19 protein-coding genes and 1 pseudogene are annotated in these 24,215 nt (G+C 61.0%); 8 read left to right on the plus strand and 12 right to left on the minus strand.

What is annotated here, in order from left to right:
• Positions 1-6: 6 nt before the first annotated feature.
• The 4 genes from DM813_RS01505 to hutC all read right to left on the minus strand — a co-directional run bounded on the left by DM813_RS01505 (position 7) and on the right by hutC (position 4,386).
• Positions 7-975 carry an ABC transporter substrate-binding protein gene (locus DM813_RS01505; RefSeq protein ID WP_128321679.1) on the minus strand — a complete coding sequence of 323 codons (969 nt, stop codon included), beginning with the start codon at positions 973-975 and terminating at the stop codon, positions 7-9.
• A gap of 132 nt (positions 976-1,107) precedes the next feature.
• Positions 1,108-2,787, minus strand: coding sequence for a urocanate hydratase (gene hutU / locus DM813_RS01510; RefSeq protein ID WP_128321680.1), 1,680 nt, complete (start codon positions 2,785-2,787; stop codon positions 1,108-1,110).
• A 313-nt stretch (positions 2,788-3,100) separates the two neighbouring features.
• Complete coding sequence (locus DM813_RS01515) at positions 3,101-3,679, minus strand: HutD/Ves family protein (protein ID WP_128321681.1); 579 nt, start codon at positions 3,677-3,679, stop codon at positions 3,101-3,103.
• Positions 3,676-4,386 (minus strand): histidine utilization repressor, encoded by a 711-nt coding sequence (hutC, locus tag DM813_RS01520; protein ID WP_206617352.1) that lies wholly within the window; start codon positions 4,384-4,386, stop codon positions 3,676-3,678. The genes DM813_RS01515 and hutC overlap by 4 nt, the downstream gene beginning before the upstream one ends.
• A 143-nt stretch (positions 4,387-4,529) precedes the next feature.
• Here hutC and DM813_RS01525 point away from each other — a divergent pair, with 143 nt between their 5' ends.
• Positions 4,530-5,894 carry a formimidoylglutamate deiminase gene (locus tag DM813_RS01525; protein WP_128321683.1) on the plus strand — a complete coding sequence of 455 codons (1,365 nt, stop codon included), beginning with the start codon at positions 4,530-4,532 and terminating at the stop codon, positions 5,892-5,894.
• A gap of 51 nt (positions 5,895-5,945) precedes the next feature.
• Here DM813_RS01525 and DM813_RS01530 read toward each other — a convergent pair whose 3' ends face one another.
• Positions 5,946-6,521 (minus strand): lipocalin family protein, encoded by a 576-nt coding sequence (locus tag DM813_RS01530; RefSeq protein ID WP_128321684.1) that lies wholly within the window; start codon positions 6,519-6,521, stop codon positions 5,946-5,948.
• The gene (gene bamE, locus DM813_RS01535) at positions 6,518-6,772 is read right to left on the minus strand and encodes an outer membrane protein assembly factor BamE domain-containing protein (protein ID WP_128321685.1); all 255 of its coding nucleotides are present in this window, start codon (positions 6,770-6,772) and stop codon (positions 6,518-6,520) included. The genes DM813_RS01530 and bamE overlap by 4 nt, the downstream gene beginning before the upstream one ends.
• A gap of 235 nt (positions 6,773-7,007) precedes the next feature.
• Here bamE and DM813_RS28875 point away from each other — a divergent pair.
• Both DM813_RS28875 and DM813_RS28880 read left to right on the plus strand, forming a co-directional pair.
• Positions 7,008-8,045, plus strand: a pseudogene (locus DM813_RS28875) (HAMP domain-containing protein); the annotation flags it as partial.
• Between the two features lie 66 nt (positions 8,046-8,111).
• A complete protein-coding gene (locus DM813_RS28880; protein WP_431311907.1) occupies positions 8,112-8,900 on the plus strand; it encodes a methyl-accepting chemotaxis protein in 789 nt (262 codons plus the stop codon).
• Between the two features lie 38 nt (positions 8,901-8,938).
• Here DM813_RS28880 and DM813_RS01545 read toward each other — a convergent pair whose 3' ends face one another.
• The 3 genes from DM813_RS01545 to DM813_RS01555 form a co-directional block, all read right to left on the minus strand.
• Positions 8,939-9,535 carry a DUF924 family protein gene (locus DM813_RS01545; RefSeq protein ID WP_128321687.1) on the minus strand — a complete coding sequence of 199 codons (597 nt, stop codon included), beginning with the start codon at positions 9,533-9,535 and terminating at the stop codon, positions 8,939-8,941.
• Positions 9,536-9,538: 3 nt separating this feature from the next.
• Positions 9,539-10,549 carry a class 1 fructose-bisphosphatase gene (locus DM813_RS01550; RefSeq protein WP_128321688.1) on the minus strand — a complete coding sequence of 337 codons (1,011 nt, stop codon included), beginning with the start codon at positions 10,547-10,549 and terminating at the stop codon, positions 9,539-9,541.
• 142 nt (positions 10,550-10,691) lie between these two features.
• Complete coding sequence (locus DM813_RS01555; RefSeq protein WP_128321689.1) at positions 10,692-13,142, minus strand: glycogen/starch/alpha-glucan phosphorylase; 2,451 nt, start codon at positions 13,140-13,142, stop codon at positions 10,692-10,694.
• Between the two features lie 211 nt (positions 13,143-13,353).
• Here DM813_RS01555 and DM813_RS01560 point away from each other — a divergent pair, with 211 nt between their 5' ends.
• Complete coding sequence (locus DM813_RS01560) at positions 13,354-13,755, plus strand: YkgJ family cysteine cluster protein (protein WP_128321690.1); 402 nt, start codon at positions 13,354-13,356, stop codon at positions 13,753-13,755.
• A gap of 5 nt (positions 13,756-13,760) precedes the next feature.
• On the opposite strand, the gene DM813_RS01565 is transcribed toward DM813_RS01560, so the two are convergent.
• From DM813_RS01565 to thiI, 3 genes are all read right to left on the minus strand, one after another.
• Positions 13,761-15,179 carry a PhoPQ-activated protein PqaA family protein gene (locus DM813_RS01565; RefSeq protein WP_128321691.1) on the minus strand — a complete coding sequence of 473 codons (1,419 nt, stop codon included), beginning with the start codon at positions 15,177-15,179 and terminating at the stop codon, positions 13,761-13,763.
• A gap of 182 nt (positions 15,180-15,361) precedes the next feature.
• Complete coding sequence (gene typA / locus DM813_RS01570; protein ID WP_128321692.1) at positions 15,362-17,185, minus strand: translational GTPase TypA; 1,824 nt, start codon at positions 17,183-17,185, stop codon at positions 15,362-15,364.
• 128 nt (positions 17,186-17,313) lie between these two features.
• Complete coding sequence (thiI, locus tag DM813_RS01575; protein WP_128321693.1) at positions 17,314-18,768, minus strand: tRNA uracil 4-sulfurtransferase ThiI; 1,455 nt, start codon at positions 18,766-18,768, stop codon at positions 17,314-17,316.
• A gap of 331 nt (positions 18,769-19,099) precedes the next feature.
• Between thiI and glnA the strand changes: the two genes are divergently transcribed.
• From glnA to ntrC, 4 genes are all read left to right on the plus strand, one after another.
• The gene (gene glnA / locus DM813_RS01580; RefSeq protein ID WP_128321694.1) at positions 19,100-20,506 is read left to right on the plus strand and encodes a type I glutamate--ammonia ligase; all 1,407 of its coding nucleotides are present in this window, start codon (positions 19,100-19,102) and stop codon (positions 20,504-20,506) included.
• A 142-nt stretch (positions 20,507-20,648) separates the two neighbouring features.
• Positions 20,649-21,194 (plus strand): chorismate mutase, encoded by a 546-nt coding sequence (locus DM813_RS01585; protein WP_128321695.1) that lies wholly within the window; start codon positions 20,649-20,651, stop codon positions 21,192-21,194.
• A 256-nt stretch (positions 21,195-21,450) separates the two neighbouring features.
• Positions 21,451-22,536 (plus strand): nitrogen regulation protein NR(II), encoded by a 1,086-nt coding sequence (gene glnL / locus DM813_RS01590; RefSeq protein ID WP_128321696.1) that lies wholly within the window; start codon positions 21,451-21,453, stop codon positions 22,534-22,536.
• The gene (ntrC, locus tag DM813_RS01595; RefSeq protein WP_128321697.1) at positions 22,533-23,969 is read left to right on the plus strand and encodes a nitrogen regulation protein NR(I); all 1,437 of its coding nucleotides are present in this window, start codon (positions 22,533-22,535) and stop codon (positions 23,967-23,969) included. Before glnL ends, ntrC begins: the two co-directional genes overlap by 4 nt.
• Positions 23,970-24,215 lie beyond the last annotated feature (246 nt).

Genomic DNA, 24,215 nt, shown 5'->3' on the forward strand with positions numbered 1-24,215 from the left:
GAGCGCTCAAAGCGCCGCATTGATCTTCTTGGCCGCGTCTTCACTGACCCATGCCTGCCAGACTTCAGGATGTTCCTTGAGGAACAGCTTGGCCAGCTTCGGCGACTCGATCCGCTCTCTGGTCATGCGGGCCAGGTTCTGGTTGAGCAGGTCGATCGGCAGATTGACCTTTTCCAGTACCGCGACCAGCTCGGGGGCCTGCTCGTGGAATGCCTTGGAGAGCCCGACCTTGATCGATACGCTCTTGTCCACGCCCGGTTTTTCTTCCAGCTTGACCAGGTCGACCTGGCCCATCAGCGGGGTTGGCGTCCAGTAGTAGAACAGGATCGGCTCGCCGCGCTTGTAGCTCGACAGCACCGCCGCATCCAGGGCCGGGCCGGTGCCAGGGCGGAAGTTGGTGTAGCTCGACTCCAGGCCGTACTCCTTGAGCATCTGGCTGTTGTCCAGCTCGCAGGTCCAACCGGCCGGGCAGTTGTAGAAACGGCCTTTGCCAGGCTCTTCCGGGTCCCTGAATACAGCGGCGTACTTGCTCAGGTCGGCAATGCTCTTGAGGTCCGGAGCCTTGGCCTCGAGCTTGCGCTTGGCGTCGCCTTCAATCACGTAGCGTGGCACGTACCAACCTTCAACCGCGCCCACCACTGGCGCACCGACACCGACCACTTTGCCGGCCGCTTCGGCCTTCTTCCAGACCTCGCTGCGCCCTACCCACTCTTCGGCAAACACCTGGATGTCATTGGTGCCCAGGGCATTCTCCATGGTGATGGAGTTGCCCGGCAGGCTGTCGGTTTCGCAGCCGTAGCCGTTTTTGAGCACAAACTGCATCACGTCGGTCAGCAGCATGCCGCTTTCCCAGTTCAGCCCGGCGAATTTCACCGGTTTGCCGGATTCGCACCAGCTGGCCGCCTGGCTGGCACCGGCAATGCCGAGCAGGCCAAGGGCAAACAGCGACGCGAGCAGGGTCTTGGTGGTTTTCATTGCGTGACGCTCCCAAACATGAAAGTGGATATCGGCAGTCCAGTGGCAAACGCAGCCATGCGTGCGGTCGTCCCTTTCCCTGAAACGACGTCAGCGGGGGTACGCTCTGCGGCCCACCCCCGCAACGCAGGATCAGCCGGTAATCATCGGCAGGTTCAGCCCCTGCTCTTTGGCGCAATCAATGGCGATCTGGTAGCCGGCATCCGCGTGGCGCATAACGCCGGTACCCGGATCGTTGGTCAGCACGCGAGCGATACGCTCGGCAGCCTCGTCGGTGCCATCACAGACGATGACCATGCCCGAATGCTGGGAGAAGCCCATGCCGACGCCACCACCGTGGTGCAGCGACACCCAGGTAGCCCCGCTGGCGGTATTGAGCAGGGCGTTGAGCAGCGGCCAGTCGGACACAGCGTCGGAGCCGTCCTGCATCGACTCGGTTTCGCGGTTCGGGCTCGACACCGAACCGGAATCCAGGTGATCACGGCCGATCACGATCGGCGCCGACAGCTCACCGCGGCGGACCATCTCGTTGAACGCCAGCCCCAGCTTGGCGCGCTGGCCCAGGCCGACCCAGCAGATACGGGCCGGCAAGCCCTGGAAGCTGATGCGCTCGCGGGCCATGTCCAGCCAGTTGTGCAGGTGGGCATCGTCCGGGATCAGCTCCTTGACCTTGGCGTCGGTCTTGTAGATGTCTTCGGCATTGCCCGACAACGCCGCCCAGCGGAACGGACCGATACCGCGGCAGAACAGCGGGCGGATGTAGGCCGGCACGAAACCCGGGAAGTCGAACGCATTGCTCACGCCCTCCTCCTTGGCCATCTGACGGATATTGTTACCGTAGTCGAAAGTCGGCACGCCCTGCTTCTGGAACTCGAGCATGGCTTTGACGTGCACGGCCATCGATTGCTTGGCGGCCTTGACCACTGCAGCAGGCTCGGTCTGCGCGCGATCGCGGTACTGCTCCCAGGTCCAGCCGGCGGGCAGGTAACCGTTGAGCGGGTCGTGGGCGCTGGTCTGGTCAGTGACCATGTCCGGACGTACACCGCGCTTGATCAGTTCCGGCAGGATTTCCGCGGCGTTACCCAGCAGGGCGATGGAGATGGCCTTGCCTTCGCCGGTGTACTTGGCGATGCGTGCCAGGGCGTCGTCCAGGTCCTTGGCTTGCTCGTCGACGTAACGGCTGCTCAGGCGGAAGTCGATGCGGCTCTGCTGGCATTCGATGTTCAGCGAGCAGGCACCGGCCAGGGTCGCTGCCAGCGGTTGTGCGCCGCCCATGCCGCCCAGGCCTGCGGTCAGTACCCACTTGCCCTTGAGGCTGCCGTTGTAGTGCTGACGGCCGGCTTCCACGAAGGTTTCGTAAGTGCCCTGGACGATGCCCTGGCTGCCGATGTAGATCCAGCTGCCTGCGGTCATCTGGCCGTACATGGCGAGGCCCTTGGCGTCCAGTTCGTTGAAGTGTTCCCAGTTGGCCCAGTGCGGTACCAGGTTGGAGTTGGCGATCAGTACACGGGGGGCGTTGCTGTGGGTCTTGAACACGCCGACCGGCTTGCCCGACTGAACCAGCAGGGTTTCGTCGTCATTGAGGTGGGTCAGGCTTTCAACGATCTTGTCGTAGCAGGCCCAGTTGCGCGCCGCGCGGCCGATGCCACCGTATACCACCAGCTCCTTCGGGTTTTCCGCCACTTCCGGGTCGAGGTTGTTCATCAGCATGCGCAGCGGCGCTTCGGTCAGCCAGCTTTTCGCCGTCAGCTTGTTACCGCGCGGGGCACGAATCTCGACATCACGGAATTTGTTCAGGTTGTTGTCAGTCACGAAAAGGGCTCCTAAAGCGATCTATCCAGACCCGACCCGGCAGCGGGTCAGTGGGCGGTTTCAACAGCGCAGACGGGACGGCCTATCCACTCTTACGCACACATCTTTACTTGTACATACAAGCATATGCAATTGAGCGGCCAAGTCAGTAAAGGCCTTGCTGAAAAAACCGTGAGCGATGGCGAACCCCTTGAATTACAAGGCGCGGCGAGAAAGGGGACTTGCCAGGGAGATGGCTAGAAAACAGGCTGCTGCCAAGGCGGCATTGCGCCACCTTGAGGCAATCGGTAACAGCCTGGGTAAAAAAGGTGCGTTACCGAGATACGTCCGACAGCTCGACGACGCAGCAACGGCCGTCAACTTCCAGTTCGAACAACTGCGCGTTACCGCTCAGTTGTACACAGTCATACAACCCCATCACCTGCTGTGGATGCCCGGCGATACGAAGGTTCAAGGTGTCTTGCGCACAGAACAGCAACAAGGTGCTGGCCGCGCTGAACAAGCGGGTCGGCTCTGCGAACCACTGCAACCGCGCACGGTAACGCTGCGGCGCATAGATCAGGTTGAAATCGCGAATGGCGCCTCCCAGCAACCGGCAGTTGGCCTGGCTCTCACCGCTGAACGCAAAGGCATCGAATGGCAACAGGTCACGGCTGGGCTGGCCATCCACCTGCAGGACCATGCCGTCGCCCTGCAGCACGCTGATGATTCGTTGGTAACCGCTGAAGCTGGAGAAACCACCGGACTCGGCGATATCCGCTATCGACAGTCGCCAGCCAAAGCCCTCAAGGCCTGCACCACCGTCACGGGTGATTTCTTCGGTACTGCCGCCGCCGTTCTTCCACGGCATGCGGGGGTAATCCCTGGCGCGTAATACCTGCATCTGACTCATTTGCTGAAGCGTCCTTCAAGGCGATGGCGGGAACCCGGGTGAATCAGACGCGCAGCCGTCACCGGCTGGCGACCCGACCAGGTGCGCCGGCGAATCAGCAGGCACGGCTCACCCGGTTCGATCTGCAACAGGCTGCATTCTTCCGGCTCGGCCAGGATCGCTTCGACGACATGCTCGCCTTCGGTCAAGGGAGCCACCTGGGACAGGTAGGCATACGGCGTCTGCCGGGTGAAGTCCTGCTTGAGGTAATCCGGGGCAATCTGTGCGTTGACGAAACGGTCTTCGATCTGCACCGGCACACCGTTCTCGTAATGCACGATCAGCGAATGAAAGACCCGCTGCCCTTCACGCATGTCCAGCGCCAGAGCCCGCTCGGAACCGGCCGCCTCTTCGGCGAGTGTCACCACCCGACAACTATGCTGATGGCCACGGGCGGCGATCTCATCAGCGATGTTGTGGACCTCGAACAGCGCCGAACGGGTCTTGGGCTCGGCGACAAACGTGCCGACGCCCTGCATGCGCACCAGCAGGCCTTCGGCGGTGAGTTCACGCAGGGCACGGTTGATGGTCATGCGACTGAAACCCAGCTGGCTGACCAGTTCGCTTTCCGAGGGCACCCGGTGGTGCGGCGGCCAGCTGCCATTCTGGATCTGCTGGACGATCATCTGTTTGACCCGGGCGTACAGTGGCGCCGGCCCCTCGCCCATCTGGGCAACCAGCGCGGAGACAGGAGGTGTCGGCACGGCGCATATCCTTTTCTGTGGGAGTGAACGGTAGCTTGCCGGAGTTTACCCAGCAGGCAAACGTCTGTATATGTATATACAAATAATCACAACGAGGTGCCGCGTCGATGTCCGTCTTCTTTGCCGAACGCGCTTTGCTCTCCACGGGCTGGGCCGAAAACGTCCGAATCGAGGTCGGCGCCGATGGCATGCTGACCCACATTCAAGCCGGTGGCTCGGCCGACGGTGCCGAACGCCTCGCCGGCCCACTGCTGCCCGGCATGCCCAACTTGCACTCCCACGCGTTCCAGCGCGCCATGGCCGGGCTGGCGGAAGTGGCCGGTAACCCCAACGACAGCTTCTGGACCTGGCGTGAGTTGATGTACCGCCTGGTCGGCAAAATCAGCCCCGAGCAACTGCAGGTTATCGCACGCCAGCTGTACATCGAAATGCTCAAGGCCGGTTACACCTCGGTCGCTGAATTCCACTATGTGCACCACGATATCCAGGGCCAGGCCTATGCCGACCCCGCCGAACTCTCCTTGCGTATCAGCCAGGCAGCCAGTGCCAGCGGCATCGGCCTGACCTTGCTGCCGGTGCTCTACAGCCACTCGGGCTTTGGCGGGCAGGCGCCCAACGAAGGCCAGCGGCGCTTCATCAACAGCACCGAGCAGTACCTGAACCTGCAAGCGCGCCTGGCGCCACAGCTGGCAGCGCAACCGGCGCAAGCGCTGGGCCTGTGCTTCCACTCCCTGCGTGCGGTGACCCCGGAACAGATCACCCAGGTGCTGGCGGCCAGCGACAAGGCCTGTCCGGTGCATATCCATATCGCCGAGCAACAGAAGGAAGTCGACGACTGCCTGGCCTGGAGCGGGCGTCGGCCGCTGCAATGGCTGTATGAAAACACCGAGGTCGATCAGCGCTGGTGCCTGGTGCATGCCACCCATGCGGAGCCGGACGAAGTTCAGCTGATGGCCCGCAGCGGTGCTATTGCCGGCCTGTGCCTGACCACTGAAGCCAACCTCGGTGACGGCATCTTCCCGGCGGTGGACTACCTGGCCCAGGGCGGGCGCCTGGGTATCGGCTCCGATAGCCATGTGTCGCTGAGCGTGGTGGAGGAGCTGCGCTGGCTGGAATACGGCCAGCGCCTGCGCGACCAACGACGCAACCGCCTCTATCGCGGTGACCAGCCAATGGTTGGGAGGACCTTGTATGACGCAGCCTTGAGCGGCGGCGCCCAGGCGCTGGGGCAGCCGATCGGGGCACTGGCGGTTGGCAAGCGAGCCGACTGGCTGGTGCTTGAAGGCAGCGATCCGTATCTGGCCACTGCCAGCGAGGACGGCATTCTCAATCGCTGGCTGTTCGCCGGCGGCGATCGCCAGGTGCGCGATGTAATGGTCAACGGACAGTGGGTGGTACGCCAGGGCCGCCATGCCCAGGAAGAAGACAGCGCACGGGAATTCGCCGGGGTGTTACGCAACGTGTTGGGCTGACCAGATTCGGCGGTGTACCTGCTACACCGCCGCATCATCTTTGCGATCACCTCACGGCGTGTGCGCAGCAATGTCCCTGTCGGCTACCCGCCAGATCAGGCGATTCGTGTCGTAGCCTTGCTGACGTGCCTTGGCCAGCAGGGTTTCACGCTGCCAGGCCGGAACGGTGGCCTTGCGCGACAATATCCACAGGTACTTGCGGTCCGGATTGCCGACCAGCGCGGTCTGGTAGTCGTCACTCACGTAAAGCACCCAGTACTCGCCCTTGGCGACGCCTGGCAGCACTTTCGAGAACCAGTTGTCGAACACTACCCAGAGCTTGTCGGTTTTGCCCGGCACTTGCGGCGTGGCCGTGCCACTGGCTTCCTGCCACTCACCCTCAAGGGTCTGGCAACGGTTGAGGACACCGACCGTGCCATCAGGCTTGAGGTTGTAATGGGCCTCGGACTGGGCGCAATCGCGCTGGAAGAACATCGGCAGGCGCGCCAGTTCGAACCACTTGCCCTGGTAGCGCTTGAGGTCGACGCTGGCGGCGGTTTTCGGCGGTATCGGGCCTGCACCCGTATTGGCGCAGCCACCCAGGATCAGGCCGGCACACAGAACGAGCAGCAGGTGTAACGCTTTCATTTGAGTCCCTGCCCCGAGTACATCAGCACCTTGTCGGCGGCGTACTGCACGCTGATAAAGCTCTTGTCGTCACCCCAGGTGCAACTGGACATGCCCAGTGCGCCGGAGCATTCCTTGGGGGTACCGAGCAGCTTCTCAACCTCGGCCTTGGCCATACCGGCCTTGAGCTGTGAATAGTTTTCCTGATTGATCTTGTTGCACGCAGTCAGAAACACGCACAAGGACAGCAGGGCGAGGGAACGCAACGACATGAAAGGTCACTCCTGGACATGAGGGTGCAGGCGCGATGGCCTACAGACAGCTTAGAAGGGAAAAAGCGCTGTCGGTTCCCCAGCCTTATGGCTTTCCTGCGGCCATTTGCATGCCTTCGGTCGCTTAGTGCGCTCGTCGATTAATCTTTTCCCGTTGGCGGACGACACAGAGTCGCGCTGCGACGTATTGCCGCGCCCCTCCCGTAGACCTGCCGTGTGCAAACAGATCCCCGCGATGACAAAAAACCTCAAGTTCAGCCATAAAATTCTGCTCGCCGCCGCCCTGGTGGTTGCTGTTGCCTTCACCTGCTTTGTCTTGTTCAACGATTACCGCCAGCGCCAGACCCTGCGCAGCAACACCGAGTCGTCCATGCAGGAGCTCGGCAACCTGACCAGCAGCAACATCCAGACCTGGCTGCAAAGCCGCATGCAGATCCTGCAGTCGCTGTCCCAGCAAGTGGCCATCGACGGCACCAGCAAAGACAGCCTGACCCGCAGCCTCAATCTGCCGGTGTATGGCAGCAACTTTCTGCTGACCTACTTCGGCGGCCAGGACGGCTACATGCAGTCCGTACCGCTGGGCAGCCGCCCCGCCGACTACGACCCGCGGGTACGCGGCTGGTACAAGGCGGCCAGCAGTGCCGGCCAGACCATCGTCACCGAGCCCTACATTTCGGCCTCTGCCAACAAGCTGGTGATTACTCTGGCGACCCCGGTGCTGCAACAAGGCCGGCTGATCGGCGTCAACGGTGCCGACACCGACCTGGACAGCATCAGCGCGATCATCAACGCACTGAACTTCAATGGTCACGGCCAGGCCTTCATTGTCAACGGCGACGGCAAGATCCTCGTGCACCCCGACGCCAGGCTGGTACTGAAAAACCTCAGCGAGGCCTACCCGCAGCACACCCCCACCATCGGTAGCGGCCTGAAAGAAGCCGAGCAAGGCGGTGAGCAAAAATTCATCACCTTCACCAAGGTCAACGGCGTACCGTCTGCCGACTGGTATGTGGCCCTGGTACTTGACCAGGACTATGCCTTCACCATGCTCAGCGAGCTGCGCTCCTCGGCGCTGGTGGCCACGGTGATTGCCGTGCTGATCATCATCGTCCTGCTGGGCCTGCTGATCCGCGTGCTCATGGAGCCGCTGCACGTCATGGGTCGGGCCATGCACGATATTGCCGAAGGTGAAGGCGACCTCACCCGCCGCCTGCGCATTCACGCCCAGGACGAGTTCGGCAGCCTCGGTCTTTCCTTCAACCGTTTTGTCGAGCGCATCCACGAATCGATCCGCGAAGTAGCCTCTGCCACGGGCCAGGTCAACGAAGTCGCCCTGCGGGTGGTCAGCGCATCCAATGCCTCGATTCACAACGCCGACCAGCAGTCGAGCCGTACCAGCAGTGTTGCCGCGGCCATCAACGAGCTGGGCGCGGCCGCCCAGGAAATTGCCCAGAACGCCGCCCTCGCCTCGCAGCATTCAAGCGATGCCCGCAACCTGGCTGCGGAAGGTCAGCAGGTGGTTGAGCAGACCATTGAGGTGATGAACCAGCTGTCGAGCAAGATCAGTGATTCGTGCGACAACATCGAGACCCTCAATGCCAACACGGTGAACATTGGCCAGATCCTCGAAGTGATCAGCGGCATCTCGCAACAGACCAACCTGCTGGCGCTCAACGCCGCCATTGAAGCCGCCCGGGCAGGCGAAGCCGGACGCGGGTTCGCGGTGGTCGCCGATGAGGTGCGCAACCTGGCCCACCGTACCCAGGACTCGGCGCAACAGGTTCAACGGATCATCGAAGAGCTGCAAGCCGGCGCCCAGGTGGCCGTTTCGACCATGACCGAAAGCCAGAGCCACAGCCAGCACAGTGTCGGCATCGCCAACCAGGCCGGTGAGCGCCTGAGCAGCGTAACCCAGCGCATCGGCGAGATCGACGGCATGAACCAGTCGGTCGCCACCGCCACGGAAGAACAGACCGCGGTGGTCGAGTCGATCAATGTCGACATCACCGAGATCAATACGTTGAATCAGGAAGGTGTGGAAAACCTGCAAGCGACTTTGCGTGCCTGCAATGACCTGGAGAATCAGGCCAGCCGGTTGAAGCAGTTGGTAGGCAGTTTCAGGATCTGACCTGCAGGAGCGGATTTATCCGCTCCTACACGGCCCGCTCAGAACCTGGAACCGGGCTCCAACAGAAAATCCATCTCTTCATCGGTACTGGGGCGATTGAGCACCAGATTACGATGCGGAAAGCGGCCAAAGCGGGCTATCACCCGCTGATGCTGCTCGGCATAGTCGAGAAAGCCTTCAAACAGGCGTCGGTCCGAGTCCGGTTGAGCGTCCAGCAACAGCTGATAGCGCTCGACACTGACATTCTGCCAGTCAAGAACCTCGGCGTGTTCCAGCACCAGCAGGATGAACACCCGCTGGATCGGCAACAGCTGATAGTCCCAGGCCTTGTCCAGCCCCTGCATCACCAGCACCTGGGCACGCCGGTCGCCATCGAAGGCGCGCGGCGTGTCGCGGTGGATCATTCGCGGCAGCTGGTCCAGCAGCAGTACCAGGCCCAGCCAGCCTTGCGGGCTTTGCAGCCACTCGTCAAGACCACCGGCCAGGGCCTGCTCGACCAGGTCGCCGAAACGCTCATGCGCCTCGACGTCATGGTGCTTGCCGAACCACAGCGTGCTCTTCTCGTCAGCGACGTCCTGGGGACTGGCGCCCCATCCGAACCACCACTCCAGTAACGGCTGCCAAGGTGCGAGCATGATTTACTCCTGGTGATAACCGGTAACGCGCTCGACTTCCTGCTTGGAGCCAAGGAACACCGCTACACGCTGGTGCAGGCTGTCTGGCTGGATGTCGAGAATGCGCTGGTTGCCGTCGGTGGAAGCACCGCCAGCCTGTTCGATGATGAACGACATCGGGTTGGCTTCGTACATCAGACGCAGCTTGCCCGGCTTGGACGGTTCACGCGCGTCACGCGGGTACATGAACAGGCCGCCACGGGTCAGGATGCGGTGCACGTCGGCAACCATAGAGGCGATCCAGCGCATGTTGTAGTTCTTTTTCAGCGGACCGGTCTCACCGGCCAGCAGCTCGCCCACATAGCGGGTAACCGGGGCTTCCCAGTGACGCTGGTTGGACATGTTGATGGCGAATTCAGCGGTGGTTTCCGGCACCTGGATGTTCTCGTGGGTCAGTACGAAGCTGCCCAGCTCACGGTCCAGGGTGAAGCCTTTGACGCCGTTGCCCAGGGTCAGGATCAGCATGGTCTGCGGACCATAGATCGCGTAACCGGCGGCAACCTGCTTGGTACCCGGCTGCAGGAACGCCTGCTCGTTGAGGCTTTCGTTCTGGCTCAGGTACTCGTTAGGGCAACGCAGTACCGAGAAAATGGTACCGACCGACACGTTGACGTCGATGTTCGACGAACCGTCCAGCGGGTCGAACACCAGCAGGTAGGCACCTTTCGGGTATTTGCCCGGGATCTGGTAGGCATTGTCCATTTCTTCGGACGCCATGCCGGCCAGGTGACCGCCCCACTCGTTGGCCTCGAGCAGGATGTCGTTGGAGATCACGTCCAGTTTCTTCTGGACTTCGCCCTGCACGTTTTCGGTGCCCATGCTACCCAGAACACCGCCCAGGGCGCCCTTGGAAACGTTGTGGCTGATCTCCTTGCACGCACGCGCCACCACTTCGATCAGGAAGCGCAGATCGGCAGGAGTACTGTTGCTGCGGGTCTGCTCAATCAAATAGCGACTCAGGGTAACGCGGGACATGTAAGGCTCCGAAGGATGGGGGTAATAAAAACCCCCGCAGTTTACAGGGAGAGTGCGGCGCTAGCGAGCTATCCGACGCGCTTGCCCGATCAGACGGCTGTTTGGCCCGAGAGTTCATCGCTCCCGGGCCGTTATGCACAGCTTAGTCGAGGGCTTTCCAGATTTGCGTGGCGTACTCGCGAATGGTCCGGTCCGAGGAGAACCAGCCCATGCGCGCGGTGTTGAGCACGGCGATGCGCCACCATTTCTGCGGGTCGCTCCAGAGCGCTTCGACCCGCATCTGCGCTTCCCAGTAGGCGTCGAAGTCGGCGCAGACCAGAAAGCGGTCATGCGCCACCAGACCATCCACCAAGCCCACATAACGGGCCGGATCATCGTGCGAGAACACCCCGCTGCGAATGGCCTGAAGTACGTCATTGAGCCGGTAGGAGGCGCCGATCGCGGCATTGGCGCCAAAGTCGCCGCTGCGTTTGCGCGCCTCCACCTGCTGGGCGGTCAATCCGAAGATGAACATGTTCTCGGCGCCCACCTGCTCGCACATCTCCACGTTGGCACCGTCCAGGGTGCCGATGGTGAGGGCGCCGTTGAGGCCGAATTTCATATTGCTGGTACCGGATGCCTCGTAACCTGCAGTGGAAATCTGTTCGGACAGGTCAGCCGCCGGAATGATGCTCTCGGCCAGGCTCACGTTGTAGTTGGGCAGGAATACCACTTTGAGCAGCCCGCGCACGGTCGGGTCGTTGTTCACCACTCTGGCAATGTCATTGGACAGCTTGATGATCAGCTTGGCCTGGTGATAACTGGCAGCAGCCTTGCCGGCAAAGATTTTCACCCGCGGCGCCCAGCCAGCCCCCGGCTCGGCACGAATGGCCTGATACAAAGCCACGGTGTGCAACAGGTTGAGCAACTGCCGTTTGTATTCGTGGATGCGCTTTACCTGCACGTCGAACATCGCCTGCGGGTTCACCGTAATCCCCAGGCGCTCCTGGATCAGGCTGGCCAGCGCCCGCTTGCTGTGCAGCCGTTGCTCGGCAAACTGCTTGCGAAACGAGGCCTTGTCGGCAAAGGGATCAAGGTCTCGCAAGCGGCCTTCGGGGTTATCCAGCACATCCTCACCCAGCGCCTCGACCAGCATGGCCGTCAACTGGGGGTTGGCCTGGTACAGCCAGCGCCGGAAGGTGATGCCATTGGTCTTGTTGTTGATTCGCTCGGGGTACAGCTTGTGCAGCTCGGCAAACACCGTGCTGCGCATCAGCTTGCTGTGCAACGCCGACACGCCGTTGACACTGTGCGAGCCGAGAAACGCCAGGTTGCCCATGCGCACCCGCCGGCCGTTGTCTTCCTCGATCAACGACACCGCACGCAGCACATCGAAATCGTGGATGCCCTTGGCGCGCAGGTCGTCGATGTGAAAGGCATTGATCAGGTAGATAATCTGCATGTGCCGCGGCAGCATGCGCTCCATCAGGCTGACCGGCCAGGTTTCCAGCGCCTCGGGCAACAGGGTGTGGTTGGTGTAGGCCAGCGTGCCGACCGTCAGTTGCCAGGCGGTGTCCCAAGGCACTTCATGCTGGTCGACCAGCAGGCGCATGAGCTCGGCCACGGCAATCGAGGGGTGGGTATCGTTGAGCTGGATGGCTGCCTGCTCCGGCAGGTTGAGCAGGCTGTCGTGCATGTTCAGGTGTCGGCGCAGCAAGTCCTGCAACGAGGCGCAGACAAAGAAGTATTCCTGCCGCAGGCGCAGCTCCTGGCCCGCTTCGGTGCTGTCGGCCGGGTACAGCACCCGCGAAATGCTTTCGGCGCGCGCCACTTCCGCCACGGCGCCGAGGTGGTCACCGGCGTTGAAACGCTCCAGGTGCAGCTCTTCCAGTGCCCGCGCACGCCACAGACGCAAGGTATTGACGCTGGCACCCCGCCAGCCAACCACCGGCGTGTCGTAGGCTACCGCCCTGACGGTCTCGGCCGGCCACCAGACCTGGCGCGGCTCGCCGTTGCTGTCATGCACTGTTTCAACGCTGCCGCCGAAGCTGATCGGATAGATCACCTCGGCGCGCTCGAACTCCCACGGGTTGCCGAAATCCAGCCAGTTCTCGGTTTGCTCTTGCTGCCAGCCATCCACCAGCGCCTGGCGAAACAGGCCGTGCTCATAGCGGATGCCATAACCGTGGGCAGCAATCCCCAGGGTCGACATGCTCTCCATGAAACAGGCAGCCAGCCGACCCAGACCACCATTACCCAAGGCCGCATCGGGCTCCAGCAGGCGGATGCGCTCAAGATCGACATCCAGGCCACTCAGCGCCTCCCGGGCGATATCCAGCAGGCCCAGATTGCTCAAGCTGTCGTACAGCAAGCGACCGATGAGGAACTCGAGGGACAAGTAGTACACGCGCTTCTGGCTGCTGCGGTAGATCTGCCGGGTGTGGTCCATCCAGTGATCAACCATGTGATCACGGGCCGCCAGGGCGATGGCCTCGAACCAGTCATGTTCAAAGGCATGCTCGGGGTCCTTGCCGACGGCGTAGGTCAGTTTTTCCAGCACAGCGGTGCGAAAGGCAGCCACCTCTGCGTCACGTGCGAGCGGTTCCTGAGACATGTGACGTCCTCGGGCAAGTTGACGAAAGCGGATGGAGACTTCTCAGCCTAGACGGTTCGACACAGAGCGAAAGCGCAGGTTCTGCAGCTTTCTGTGAATACTGCCTGCAAAAGCAGTACCCGTTGCTGCACCGGCGGGCAAATGGTTGTTCACATTTTGATCAACTCCGGTATGATCGCGCGCCCAGTAAAAAACATCTGAAACGAGCCTGATGAAACCGACCCTGATTGCCGCCGCCGAAGTCGACCGCCTGGAGACCTGGCAGAAGTACCAAAGCCACATGTGCGGGGGCTGCAAATCGACCTGCTGCACCTTGCCCACGGAGGTGAAAATCAAAGACCTCATCCGCATGGGCGTGGTGGACGAGTTCGAAGTGGGCGAGCCGCCGAAGAACATTGCCAAGCGCTTGCAAAAAGACGGGATCATCCAGCGCTTCAACCAGAAGTCCGGCATCTTCACTCTGGCGCAGATGAGCAACGACGATTGCCTCTATCTGGATCGTAAAAGCCGCCTGTGCACCATTTATGACAAGCGCCCGGACACTTGCCGCAACCATCCGCGGATCGGGCCGCGCCCGGGCTATTGTGCCTACATGCCAAAATCCGTCAGGTAAGCCTCTCAGCCTGGAAAGGTCTTGCAGGCTTCGCCGATCGCCTTCGGCGGGTGTGCAGGGAAGGTCTCGGGCAATACGCTGACCGGGCTGGTGGCGACAAAACCATCGGCAAACCGCGCCTCTACAAACCAGGCCTGCCAGCCTCCAGGAACACTGGGCAGACTCAGGCTGAAAGCCTGGTTGGCCACCTGCAGTGTTTGAGAGCTGAAGCGAACACCGCAGGCATAACGAAAGTCCCGGTCGTCGGGATTGGCGGCCGTCCATAGCCGAACAGCCACGGGACGTTCAGAAGCGCGAACCTCAACCAGCCCTCCTTCACCCGCAGCGGCAATCTGCAGGGCTGGCAATTCACGATCTGCCTGGATACGTTGAACCAGAGGCACCAGGGTGGTGGCGACATGGGCGCGCACGCCGTAATGATCCGAATTGGGCAACACCCTCAGGCTCGTCTGTCCTGGCAGCCGCGCCAGGTAATTCGTGACAGGGTCGGGCGAAAAAAAATCATCTCCGCTGGCGGACACCAGGTATTTGGGAATTTCCAGACGTCGCCCGGGTTCCTGCAGGTACTGCATGGGGTCCATCAGCTGCATCAGCCTGTCGAAGGCTGGCGTACCCAGTTGCGGCAATACCCCGGCAGCCTGGTAGCGCCACAGGGCGAGCGGCCATTCTCCACCGTAGCGTTTACGCAGTCCGCTCAGCATTGACGACGTATCGGCCACATCGATGACCGCTGGCACGATGGCCACAACCCGGTCGTCCGACAGCGCCGTGAGCCAGGCACTCCAACCTCGCTTGGAGGCACCGGTGACGATAAAGCGCTCAATCCGCAAATCAGATAGCTCTTGCGTTGCCAGATCCATTGCCCGACTCGCTGCCACGGCCATCGGTACATGCAGGGGCAACTCGGCAGGGGCCGCTTCATCGCGCATCCAATGGGCCCAGGTATGGGCGACGGCCTCATCCTCTTTCACCGGCACGTCCAGATCACTGAAAGACAGGGACTGGTTGGGTACATCGGTGATCATCACCACAACCGTACGCGTCACCAGGGAAATTTCTCGCAAGACCTCGCGAGAATAGTCAGGCGACTGTTGGGGCCCGAAGCGCACGCCATTGTTGACCACCAGCAGGGCTTTTTCCGGCAGGGCGCCGGGCGGAATGTGCATTTCGACGCTATGCCGCCAGCGTGTGGGTTTGACCACCGGGGCGGGCTGCCAGGTTTGTGAGCTCATGCGATAGTGGCGCCACTCATAACCCGCATCGGATTTCTGGGCTCGCAATACATGATCGAGCGGTTCCTGCTGAGCCGCCTTCACGTAGCAACCCACTACCTCCTGTGCCCGAACCGCTGAGCACGACTCACTGGCATTGACGTGCAGACTCGTCAAAAAACATGGGATTAGCCATCCTGTTATTCGCTTCATGATCCAGCTTCCTTGGGAAAGCCGGTCAAGCTAGTCCCCGAATTTGCTGGCGACAATAGGCTGCAGGCGACTAACGAAGAACCCGTCAACAGTTCGGGCCCTTTCTGACGCAAACTGTTTTTGGCGGCCCCAAAAAAAAGCCCCCGGCCTTTCGACCGGGGGCGTTTTTTATTCAGCCAGGCTTAGTTGGCTTTGGCTTTCTTGGCAGCGCGGGTACGCTCGCCTTCGTCCAGGATCTTCTTACGCAGACGGATCGACTTAGGCGTTACTTCGCACAGCTCGTCGTCCTGGATGAATTCCAGAGCCTGTTCCAGGGTGAAGCGAACAGGTGGAACCAGGGCGATGGTTTCGTCTTTACCCGAAGCACGCATGTTGTCGAGCTTCTTGCCCTTGGTAGGGTTGACGCCGAGGTCGTTGTCACGGCTGTTCAGACCAACGATCTGACCGTTGTAGATCTCCTGGCCGTGTTCTACGAACAGCTTGCCGCGAGCCTGCAGGGTTTCCAGCGAGTAGGTCAGTGCCTTGCCGGTTTCAACCGAAACCAGTACGCCGTTCTGACGACCGGACATGTGGCCGGACTTCATCGGAGCGTAACGATCGAAGATCGAGGTCAGGATGCCTGCACCGTTGGTCAGGGTCAGGAACTGGTTACGGAAACCGATCAGACCACGGGCCGGGATGTTGTACTCAAGGCGCACACGGCCCTTGCCATCCGGAACCATGTTGGTCAGGTCGCCTTTACGCAGACCCATTTCTTCCATGACCTTGCCCTGCGAATCTTCAGGGATGTCGATGGTGACGTTTTCGAACGGCTCGTTCTTCACGCCGTCGACTTCACGGATGATTACTTCCGGACGACCAACACCCATTTCGAAGCCTTCGCGACGCATGGTTTCGATCAGTACCGACAGGTGCAGTTCACCACGGCCAGAGACCTTGAACTTGTCAGCCGAGTCGCCTTCTTCAACGCGCAGTGCAACGTTGTACAGCAGCTCTTTGTCCAGACGCTCTTTGATGTTACGGCTGGTGACGAACTTGCCTTCTTTACCGCAGAACGGCGAGTCGTTGACCTGGAAGGTCATCGAAACGGTTGGCTCGTCAACGGTCAGCGGCTTCATTGCTTCGACTGCGTCCGGGGAGCACAGGGTGTCGGAGATGAACAGCTCGTCGAAACCGCTGATGCAGACGATGTCGCCAGCCTGGGCTTCTTCAACGTCAACGCGGTGCAGACCGTGGTGACCCATCAGCTTCAGGATACGGCCGTTGCGCTTCTTGCCGTCGACGTCGATGGCAACAACCGGGGTGTTCGGCTTGACGCGACCACGGGCGATGCGGCCAACGCCGATAACACCGAGGAAGCTGTTGTAGTCCAGGGCAGAGATCTGCATCTGGAACGGGCCGTCACGGTCAACAGCAGGCGCTGGAACGTTGTCGACGATCGACTGGTACAGCGGGGTCATGTCTTCGGCCATTTCGGTGTGGTCCAGACCGGCAATGCCGTTCAGGGCCGAGGCGTAGACGACTTTGAAGTCCAGCTGTTCTTCGGTGGCACCGAGGTTGTCGAACAGGTCGAAGATCTGGTCCAGAACCCAGTCAGGACGCGCGCCCGGACGGTCAACCTTGTTGATCACGACGATCGGACGCAGGCCGGCTTCGAACGCCTTCTTGGTCACGAAACGGGTTTGCGGCATAGGGCCGTCCTGGGCGTCGACCAGCAGCAGCACGGAGTCGACCATCGACATTACACGCTCAACCTCGCCACCGAAGTCGGCGTGGCCGGGGGTGTCGACGATGTTGATGTGGTAGCCGTTCCAGTTGATGGCGGTGTTTTTCGCCAGAATGGTAATACCGCGCTCTTTTTCCTGGTCGTTGGAGTCCATGACGCGCTCGTCGTTGAGCTCGTTACGCTCCAGAGTGCCGGACTGACGCAGGAGTTTGTCGACCAGGGTGGTTTTACCATGGTCAACGTGGGCGATGATGGCGATGTTACGCAGATTTTCGATCACGTGTGTATCTCGATCAGAGGATTCGGGTTGCCGCCCAGTCTAGGCGGCGAATATGAATGAATGGCGCTCAACGGGCCCGCAGGTCGGGAGGGCGATGGCGGATGCTCCCGCCATATAGCCCCGGCGTTTTATGTCGGACGATAAACGCGCACATTGGCATGTCCCTCACTGAGCAAATGATGGGCATGCAGGCGACTCATCACACCCTTGTCGCAATACAGCAGGTACTGGCGCGTGGCATCCAGCTCCTTGAAGCGACTGTTCAGGGCGTAGAACGGCAAGGCCTTGACCTCGATACCGTCCAGTTCCAGAGGCTGGTCTTCCTGGGCATCAGGGTGGCGAATGTCAATGACCACCTGCCCGGCCAGCGCCTGGCTGACTTCTTCGATCTGAATATCCTGGCCGAGTTCATCGATCACATTGTCGATGGACACCAGGCGCGCGCGCTCCAGCGCACGCTCGAGCACGGCCATGTCGAACTGCTTCTCTTCATGGTCGACGCGATGACGCTTGGCACAGGTGGTCGGGTTCACCGAAATCACGCCGCAGTATTCCGGCATGTGCTTGGCGAACTCGGCGGTACCGATCTGGTTGGCCTGGTCGATGATGTCCTGCTTGTGGCTGGCCAGCAGCGGACGCAGCACCAGTTTCTCGGTGGCCGAGTCGATCACTGCCAGGTTGGGCAGGGTCTGGCTCGACACCTGGGAGATGGCTTCACCGGTGACCAGGGCATCGATTTCCAGACGGTCGGCAATGTTGGTCGCCGCCCGCAGCATCATGCGCTTGAGGGTCACGCCCATGTAGCTGTTGTCGACCTTGCCGAGAATCTCGCCGATCACTTCTTCGAACGGCACGCTGACGAACAGCACGCGCTGGCTGCTGCCGTATTTCTTCCACAGGAAGTGGGCAACTTCCATCACCCCCAGCTCGTGGGCGCGGCCGCCGAGGTTGAAGAAGCAGAAGTGGGTCATCAGGCCGCGGCGCATCATCTGGTAGGCCGCCACGGTGGAGTCGAAACCACCGGACATCAGTACCAGGGTCTGCTCCAGCGTGCCCAGCGGGTAACCGCCGATGCCCTTGTGCTGGTTGTGGATCACGTACAGGAGCTTGTCGCGCACCTCGATGCGCACCTCGACTTCAGGGGTGCGCAGGTCGATACCGGCGGCGCCGCACTGCTGGCGCAACTGGCTGCCGACATAACGGTCGACGTCCATCGAGGTGAAGCTGTGGTGACCGCCACGCTTGCAGCGCACGGCAAAGCGCTTGCCGGGCAGCAGGTGGCCGAAGTGGGTCTTGCACTTGGCGACGATGTCGTCAAAATCGCCCAGCGGATACTCGTCGACCTGCAGGAAATGGGCGATGCCCGGCATGCAGGTCAGGCGCTCGATCATCTCGCGCAGTACTTTCTCGTCCTCGACGCGGGTGACCACCTCGAGGTTGTCCCAGACACCGTCAACCGCGAGCGCAGGATCGAGGTCCTTGAGCACGGTACGGATGTTGCGGCCCAGTTGACGGATGAAGCGTTTGCGAACCGGGCGGCTCTTGATGGTGATCTCTGGGAAGACTTTTACGATTAGTTTCATTGAAAACAGCGCGCGCGATGCCGACTAAAAAAGTGGGGCGCGGATTATAGCGGAAATTGCTCAAGGTTTAACCAATTAATCTACAGAAGGTTTGTGCCGCACCAAAATAGGGCGCCGCACTACAAATGCGCCACTTAAGGGTGCATAAAACCACCTTCATTTTGGTTAAACACCCTCGCAACGCTCAGGAATCGGGCAAAAACTCCAAACCGGGGCACTGGCATGCAATTTGCTCCCTTGTGAGGCAGGTTGCCTTGGCCGACTATTCGCGCCCGGCATCACCCAAATTAAAGGGCTGCAAAGGCAAGCTCTACCCCACCCGGAGGACACTATGTCGAAGTCGGTTCAACTCATCAAAGATCATGACGTTAAATGGATTGATCTGCGCTTCACGGACACCAAAGGCACCCAGCACCACGTGACCATGCCGGCCCGCGATGCGCTGGAAGACGACTTCTTCGAAGTCGGCAAAATGTTCGACGGTTCCTCCATCGCTGGCTGGAAAGGCATCGAAGCCTCCGACATGATCCTGATGCCGGTTGACGATACCGCCGTTCTCGATCCGTTCACCGAAGAGCCGACCCTGATTCTGACCTGCGACATCGTCGACCCTTCGAGCATGCAGGGTTACGACCGCGACCCGCGCGCGATCGCCAAGCGTGCCGAAGAGTACCTCAAGAGCACCGGCATCGGTGACACCGTGTTCGCCGGTCCGGAGCCTGAGTTCTTCATCTTCGACGAAGTGAAGTTCAAGTCGGACATTTCCGGCTCGATGTTCAAGATCTACTCCGAGCAAGGCTCGTGGATGTCGGACCAGGACGTCGAAGGCGGCAACAAAGGCCACCGTCCAGGCGTGAAGGGTGGCTACTTCCCGGTTCCGCCGTTCGACCACGACCACGAAATCCGTACTGCCATGTGCAACGCACTGGAAGAAATGGGTCAGACCGTCGAAGTTCACCACCACGAAGTGGCGACTGCCGGCCAGAACGAAATCGGCGTCAAGTTCAACACCCTGGTGAAGAAAGCTGACGAAGTAATGGCGCTGAAGTACGTCGTGCACAACGTTGCCGATGCCTACGGCCGCACCGCTACCTTCATGCCGAAGCCGCTGTACGGCGACAACGGTTCGGGCATGCACGTTCACATGTCCATCTGGAAAGAAGGCAAGAACACCTTCGCAGGCGAAGGCTATGCCGGCCTGTCCGACACTGCCCTGTACTTCATCGGCGGTATCATCAAGCACGGTAAGGCCCTGAACGGTTTCACCAACCCTTCGACCAACTCCTACAAGCGTCTGGTACCAGGCTTCGAAGCGCCAGTCATGCTGGCTTACTCGGCCCGTAACCGTTCCGCTTCGATCCGCATTCCTTACGTGTCGAGCCCGAAAGCCCGCCGTATCGAAGCACGCTTCCCGGATCCGGCCGCCAACCCGTACCTGGCCTTCGCAGCACTGCTGATGGCCGGCCTGGACGGTATCCAGAACAAGATCCACCCTGGCGATGCCGCTGACAAAAACCTGTACGACCTGCCGCCTGAAGAGGCGAAAGACATCCCACAAGTTTGCGGCAGCCTGAAAGAAGCTCTGGAAGAGCTGGACAAAGGCCGTGCCTTCCTGACCAAGGGCGGCGTGTTCTCCGACGACTTCATCGATGCCTTCATCGAGCTGAAGAGCGAAGAAGAAATCAAGGTTCGCACCTTCGTACACCCACTGGAATACGAGCTGTACTACAGCTGCTAATCCAGTAGCGCTTGCGCAAGCGGCGTAACGAAAGGCCTCCCTCGGGAGGCCTTTTCTTTTTCTGACGACGTTATAGGCCTCAGCTGACAGGTAAGACAGCCAGAACACCGCACACTGAGGTTTTCCCGCTAGGACTCCCGTCATGCACTCACCGCTTACCCCGCTGCTTGCCTCGCTCTTGCTGATCCAGGGCTGCGCAACCACACCCCCGCCGGACACGGCTTTGCAGCGCTTGCTCGCCAGCGTTGAACAACGCCTGGACATCGCCGAAGCGGTTGCCCTGAACAAATGGGATTCAGGCCAGCCGGTGCAGGCCACCGAGCGTGAGCAACAGGTCATTGCCAATGCCCAGACCCAGGCCCTGCGCTTTGGCGTCGACAGCCAACGGGCCGGCCTGTTCTTAAGCGATCAGATCGAGGCCAATAAACTGCTCCAGTACAGCGCCCTGTCGCGCTGGCACGCAGCCGGCAGCGCCCCGACGACAAGGCGCATCGACCTGGCCACGCAACTACGCCCGCAACTGGACCGCCTGCAGAGCAACCTGCTCAGCGAGCTGGCCGAATTCGACCGTAATCCGCCTGCCCGCTGCAATTCTGCGCTGGCGCAGGCCATCGCCCAGCGCGCAACCGACCCGCAACGCAATCTGGCCCTTATCCGCGCCACCGCCCATTTGTGCGCCAGCCACTGAGCAATCCTCTATGCTCTATATTGGTGCACGCAACAGCGTGCACTTGAGCAAAACAGCCCATTTTGGTTCAAGCTCACGGCAACTTCAGGGCTTTACAGCCATATTTAGCGCAATTACAGGTCTTTATCCGGCAAATCCGCTTCTTTTCGGAGCCTTGGTTTGTTTTTTGCATTTTCTTGTTACCAGCAGACAACCAGCGCCCGCGACCCTGGCACCACCGGGGTCGTCATGAGCCAAAAGAGGTCACCGACGCCCCATGACCATCAGCGATGCCCTGCACCGACTGCTACTGGACAACCTGACCACGGCCACCATCCTGCTCAATGCCGAACTGCGCCTTGAGTACATGAACCCGGCCGCTGAAATGCTCCTGGCCATCAGCGGCCAGCGCAGCCATGGGCAATTCATCAGCGAGCTGTTTACGGAGTCCCCCGAAGCGCTCAACTCTTTGCGCCAGGCCGTAGAGCACGCTCATCCCTTTACCAAGCGCGAAGCGCAGCTGACCTCGTTGACCGGGCAGACTCAGACTGTCGACTATGCCGTGACACCAATCCTCAGTAGCGGGCGCACCTTGCTGCTGCTGGAAGTGCATCCGCGCGACCGGCTGTTGCGCATCACCAAGGAAGAGGCCCAGCTGTCCAAGCAGGAAACCACCAAGTTGCTGGTGCGCGGCCTGGCTCACGAAATCAAGAATCCGCTTGGCGGCATTCGCGGCGCTGCACAGCTGCTGTCCCGGGAGCTGCCCGAGGAAAGCCTCAAGGATTACACCAATGTGATCATTGAAGAGGCCGACCGCCTGCGCAACCTGGTCGACCGTATGCTCGGCTCGAACAAGCTGCCATCACTGGCAATGACCAACATCCACGAAGTACTGGAAAGGGTCTGCAGCCTGGTCGAGGCAGAAAGCCAGGGCGGCATTACCCTGGTGCGTGACTACGACCCCAGCCTGCCGGACGTGCTGATCGACCGTGAGCAGATGATTCAGGCGGTGCTCAACATCGTGCGCAACGCCATGCAGGCCATCAGCGGCCAGAACGAATTGCGCCTGGGGCGCATCAGCCTGCGCACCCGGGCCATGCGCCAGTTCACCATCGGCCACACTCGCCATCGCCTGGTGGCCAAGGTCGAAATCATCGACAACGGCCCGGGCATCCCGGCCGAGCTGCAGGAAACCATCTTCTACCCCATGGTCAGCGGCCGCCCGGACGGTACCGGGCTCGGCCTGGCCATTACCCAGAACATCATCAGCCAGCACCAGGGCCTGATCGAGTGTGACAGCCATCCTGGCCACACCACGTTCTCGATCTTTCTGCCGCTGGAACAAGGAGCCTCCGCCTCATGAGCCGTAGTGAAACCGTCTGGATCGTCGATGATGATCGCTCCATCCGCTGGGTACTGGAAAAAGCCCTGCAACAAGAAGGCATGACCACGCAGAGCTTCGACAGCGCCGACGGCGTCATGAGCCGCCTGGCCCGCCAGCAGCCCGACGTGATCATTTCCGACATCCGCATGCCCGGGGCCAGTGGCCTGGACCTGCTCGCGCAGATCCGCGACCAGCATCCGCGCCTGCCGGTGATCATCATGACTGCGCACTCCGACCTCGACAGTGCGGTGGCGTCCTACCAAGGCGGCGCATTCGAGTACCTGCCCAAACCCTTCGATGTCGATGAAGCGGTATCGCTGGTCAAGCGCGCCAATCAGCATGCACAGGAACAGCAAGGTCTGGACGTCGCTCCGACCCTGACTCGCACTCCGGAAATCATTGGCGAAGCCCCGGCGATGCAGGAGGTGTTCCGCGCCATCGGCCGTTTGAGCCACTCCAATATCACCGTGCTGATCAACGGCGAGTCGGGCACCGGCAAAGAGCTGGTCGCTCACGCCTTGCACCGCCATAGCCCGCGCGCCGCCTCACCATTTATTGCCCTGAACATGGCGGCGATCCCCAAGGACCTGATGGAGTCCGAGCTGTTCGGCCACGAAAAAGGTGCGTTCACCGGTGCGGCCAACTTGCGCCGGGGGCGTTTCGAGCAAGCCGATGGCGGTACGCTGTTTCTCGATGAGATCGGTGACATGCCAGCCGACACCCAGACCCGCCTGCTGCGCGTGCTGGCCGACGGCGAGTTCTATCGGGTGGGCGGGCATGTGCCGGTCAAGGTCGACGTGCGCATCATCGCCGCCACCCACCAGAACCTGGAAACCCTGGTGCAGGCCGGCAAGTTCCGCGAGGACTTGTTCCATCGCCTGAACGTGATCCGCATCCACATCCCGCGCCTGGCCGACCGTCGTGAAGACATTCCGACCCTGGCCCGCCACTTCCTCGGCCGCGCGGCCCAGGAACTTGCCGTAGAGCCCAAGCTGCTCAAGGCCGAGACCGAAGAATACATGCGCAACCTGCCGTGGCCCGGCAACGTCCGCCAGCTGGAAAACACCTGCCGCTGGATCACCGTGATGGCTTCGGGTCGTGAAGTGCATGTCGGTGACCTGCCGCCCGAACTGCTCAACCTGCCCCAGGACGCCGCACCGGTGACCAACTGGGAACAGGCTCTGCGCCAATGGGCTGACCAGGCATTGGCCCGCGGTCAATCAAGCTTGCTCGACAGTGCCGTGCCGAGTTTCGAGCGCATCATGATCGAAACAGCCCTCAAGCACACCGCCGGCCGCCGTCGCGATGCTGCGGTATTGCTCGGTTGGGGACGCAATACCCTGACCCGCAAGATCAAGGAACTGGGCATGAAGGTCGATGGCGCCGATGACGAAGGCGACGACGAGGCCTGAGCCACTGCAGAAGCACCGGCCTCTTCGCGGGCAAGCCCGCTCCCACAGGTTCGGCAGGGATTCGAAAACCCTTGTGGGAGCGGGCTTGCCAGCGAAGAGGCCAGTAAAGGCAACACATCACCTATGGCCTGGTGCACATTCCGCAGTTCCGCCGCGACATGCACCGAACCTGTGCCGGACGCACCACCGCAAAGCACAGACCTCCGTCAAAAACCCGTGCTAGACAGCAAAACCCTTTGTTTTTCA

The sequence above is a fragment of the Pseudomonas alkylphenolica genome (genome assembly GCF_004025535.1).
GTDB classification, from domain to species: Bacteria; Pseudomonadota; Gammaproteobacteria; order Pseudomonadales; family Pseudomonadaceae; genus Aquipseudomonas; species Aquipseudomonas alkylphenolica_A.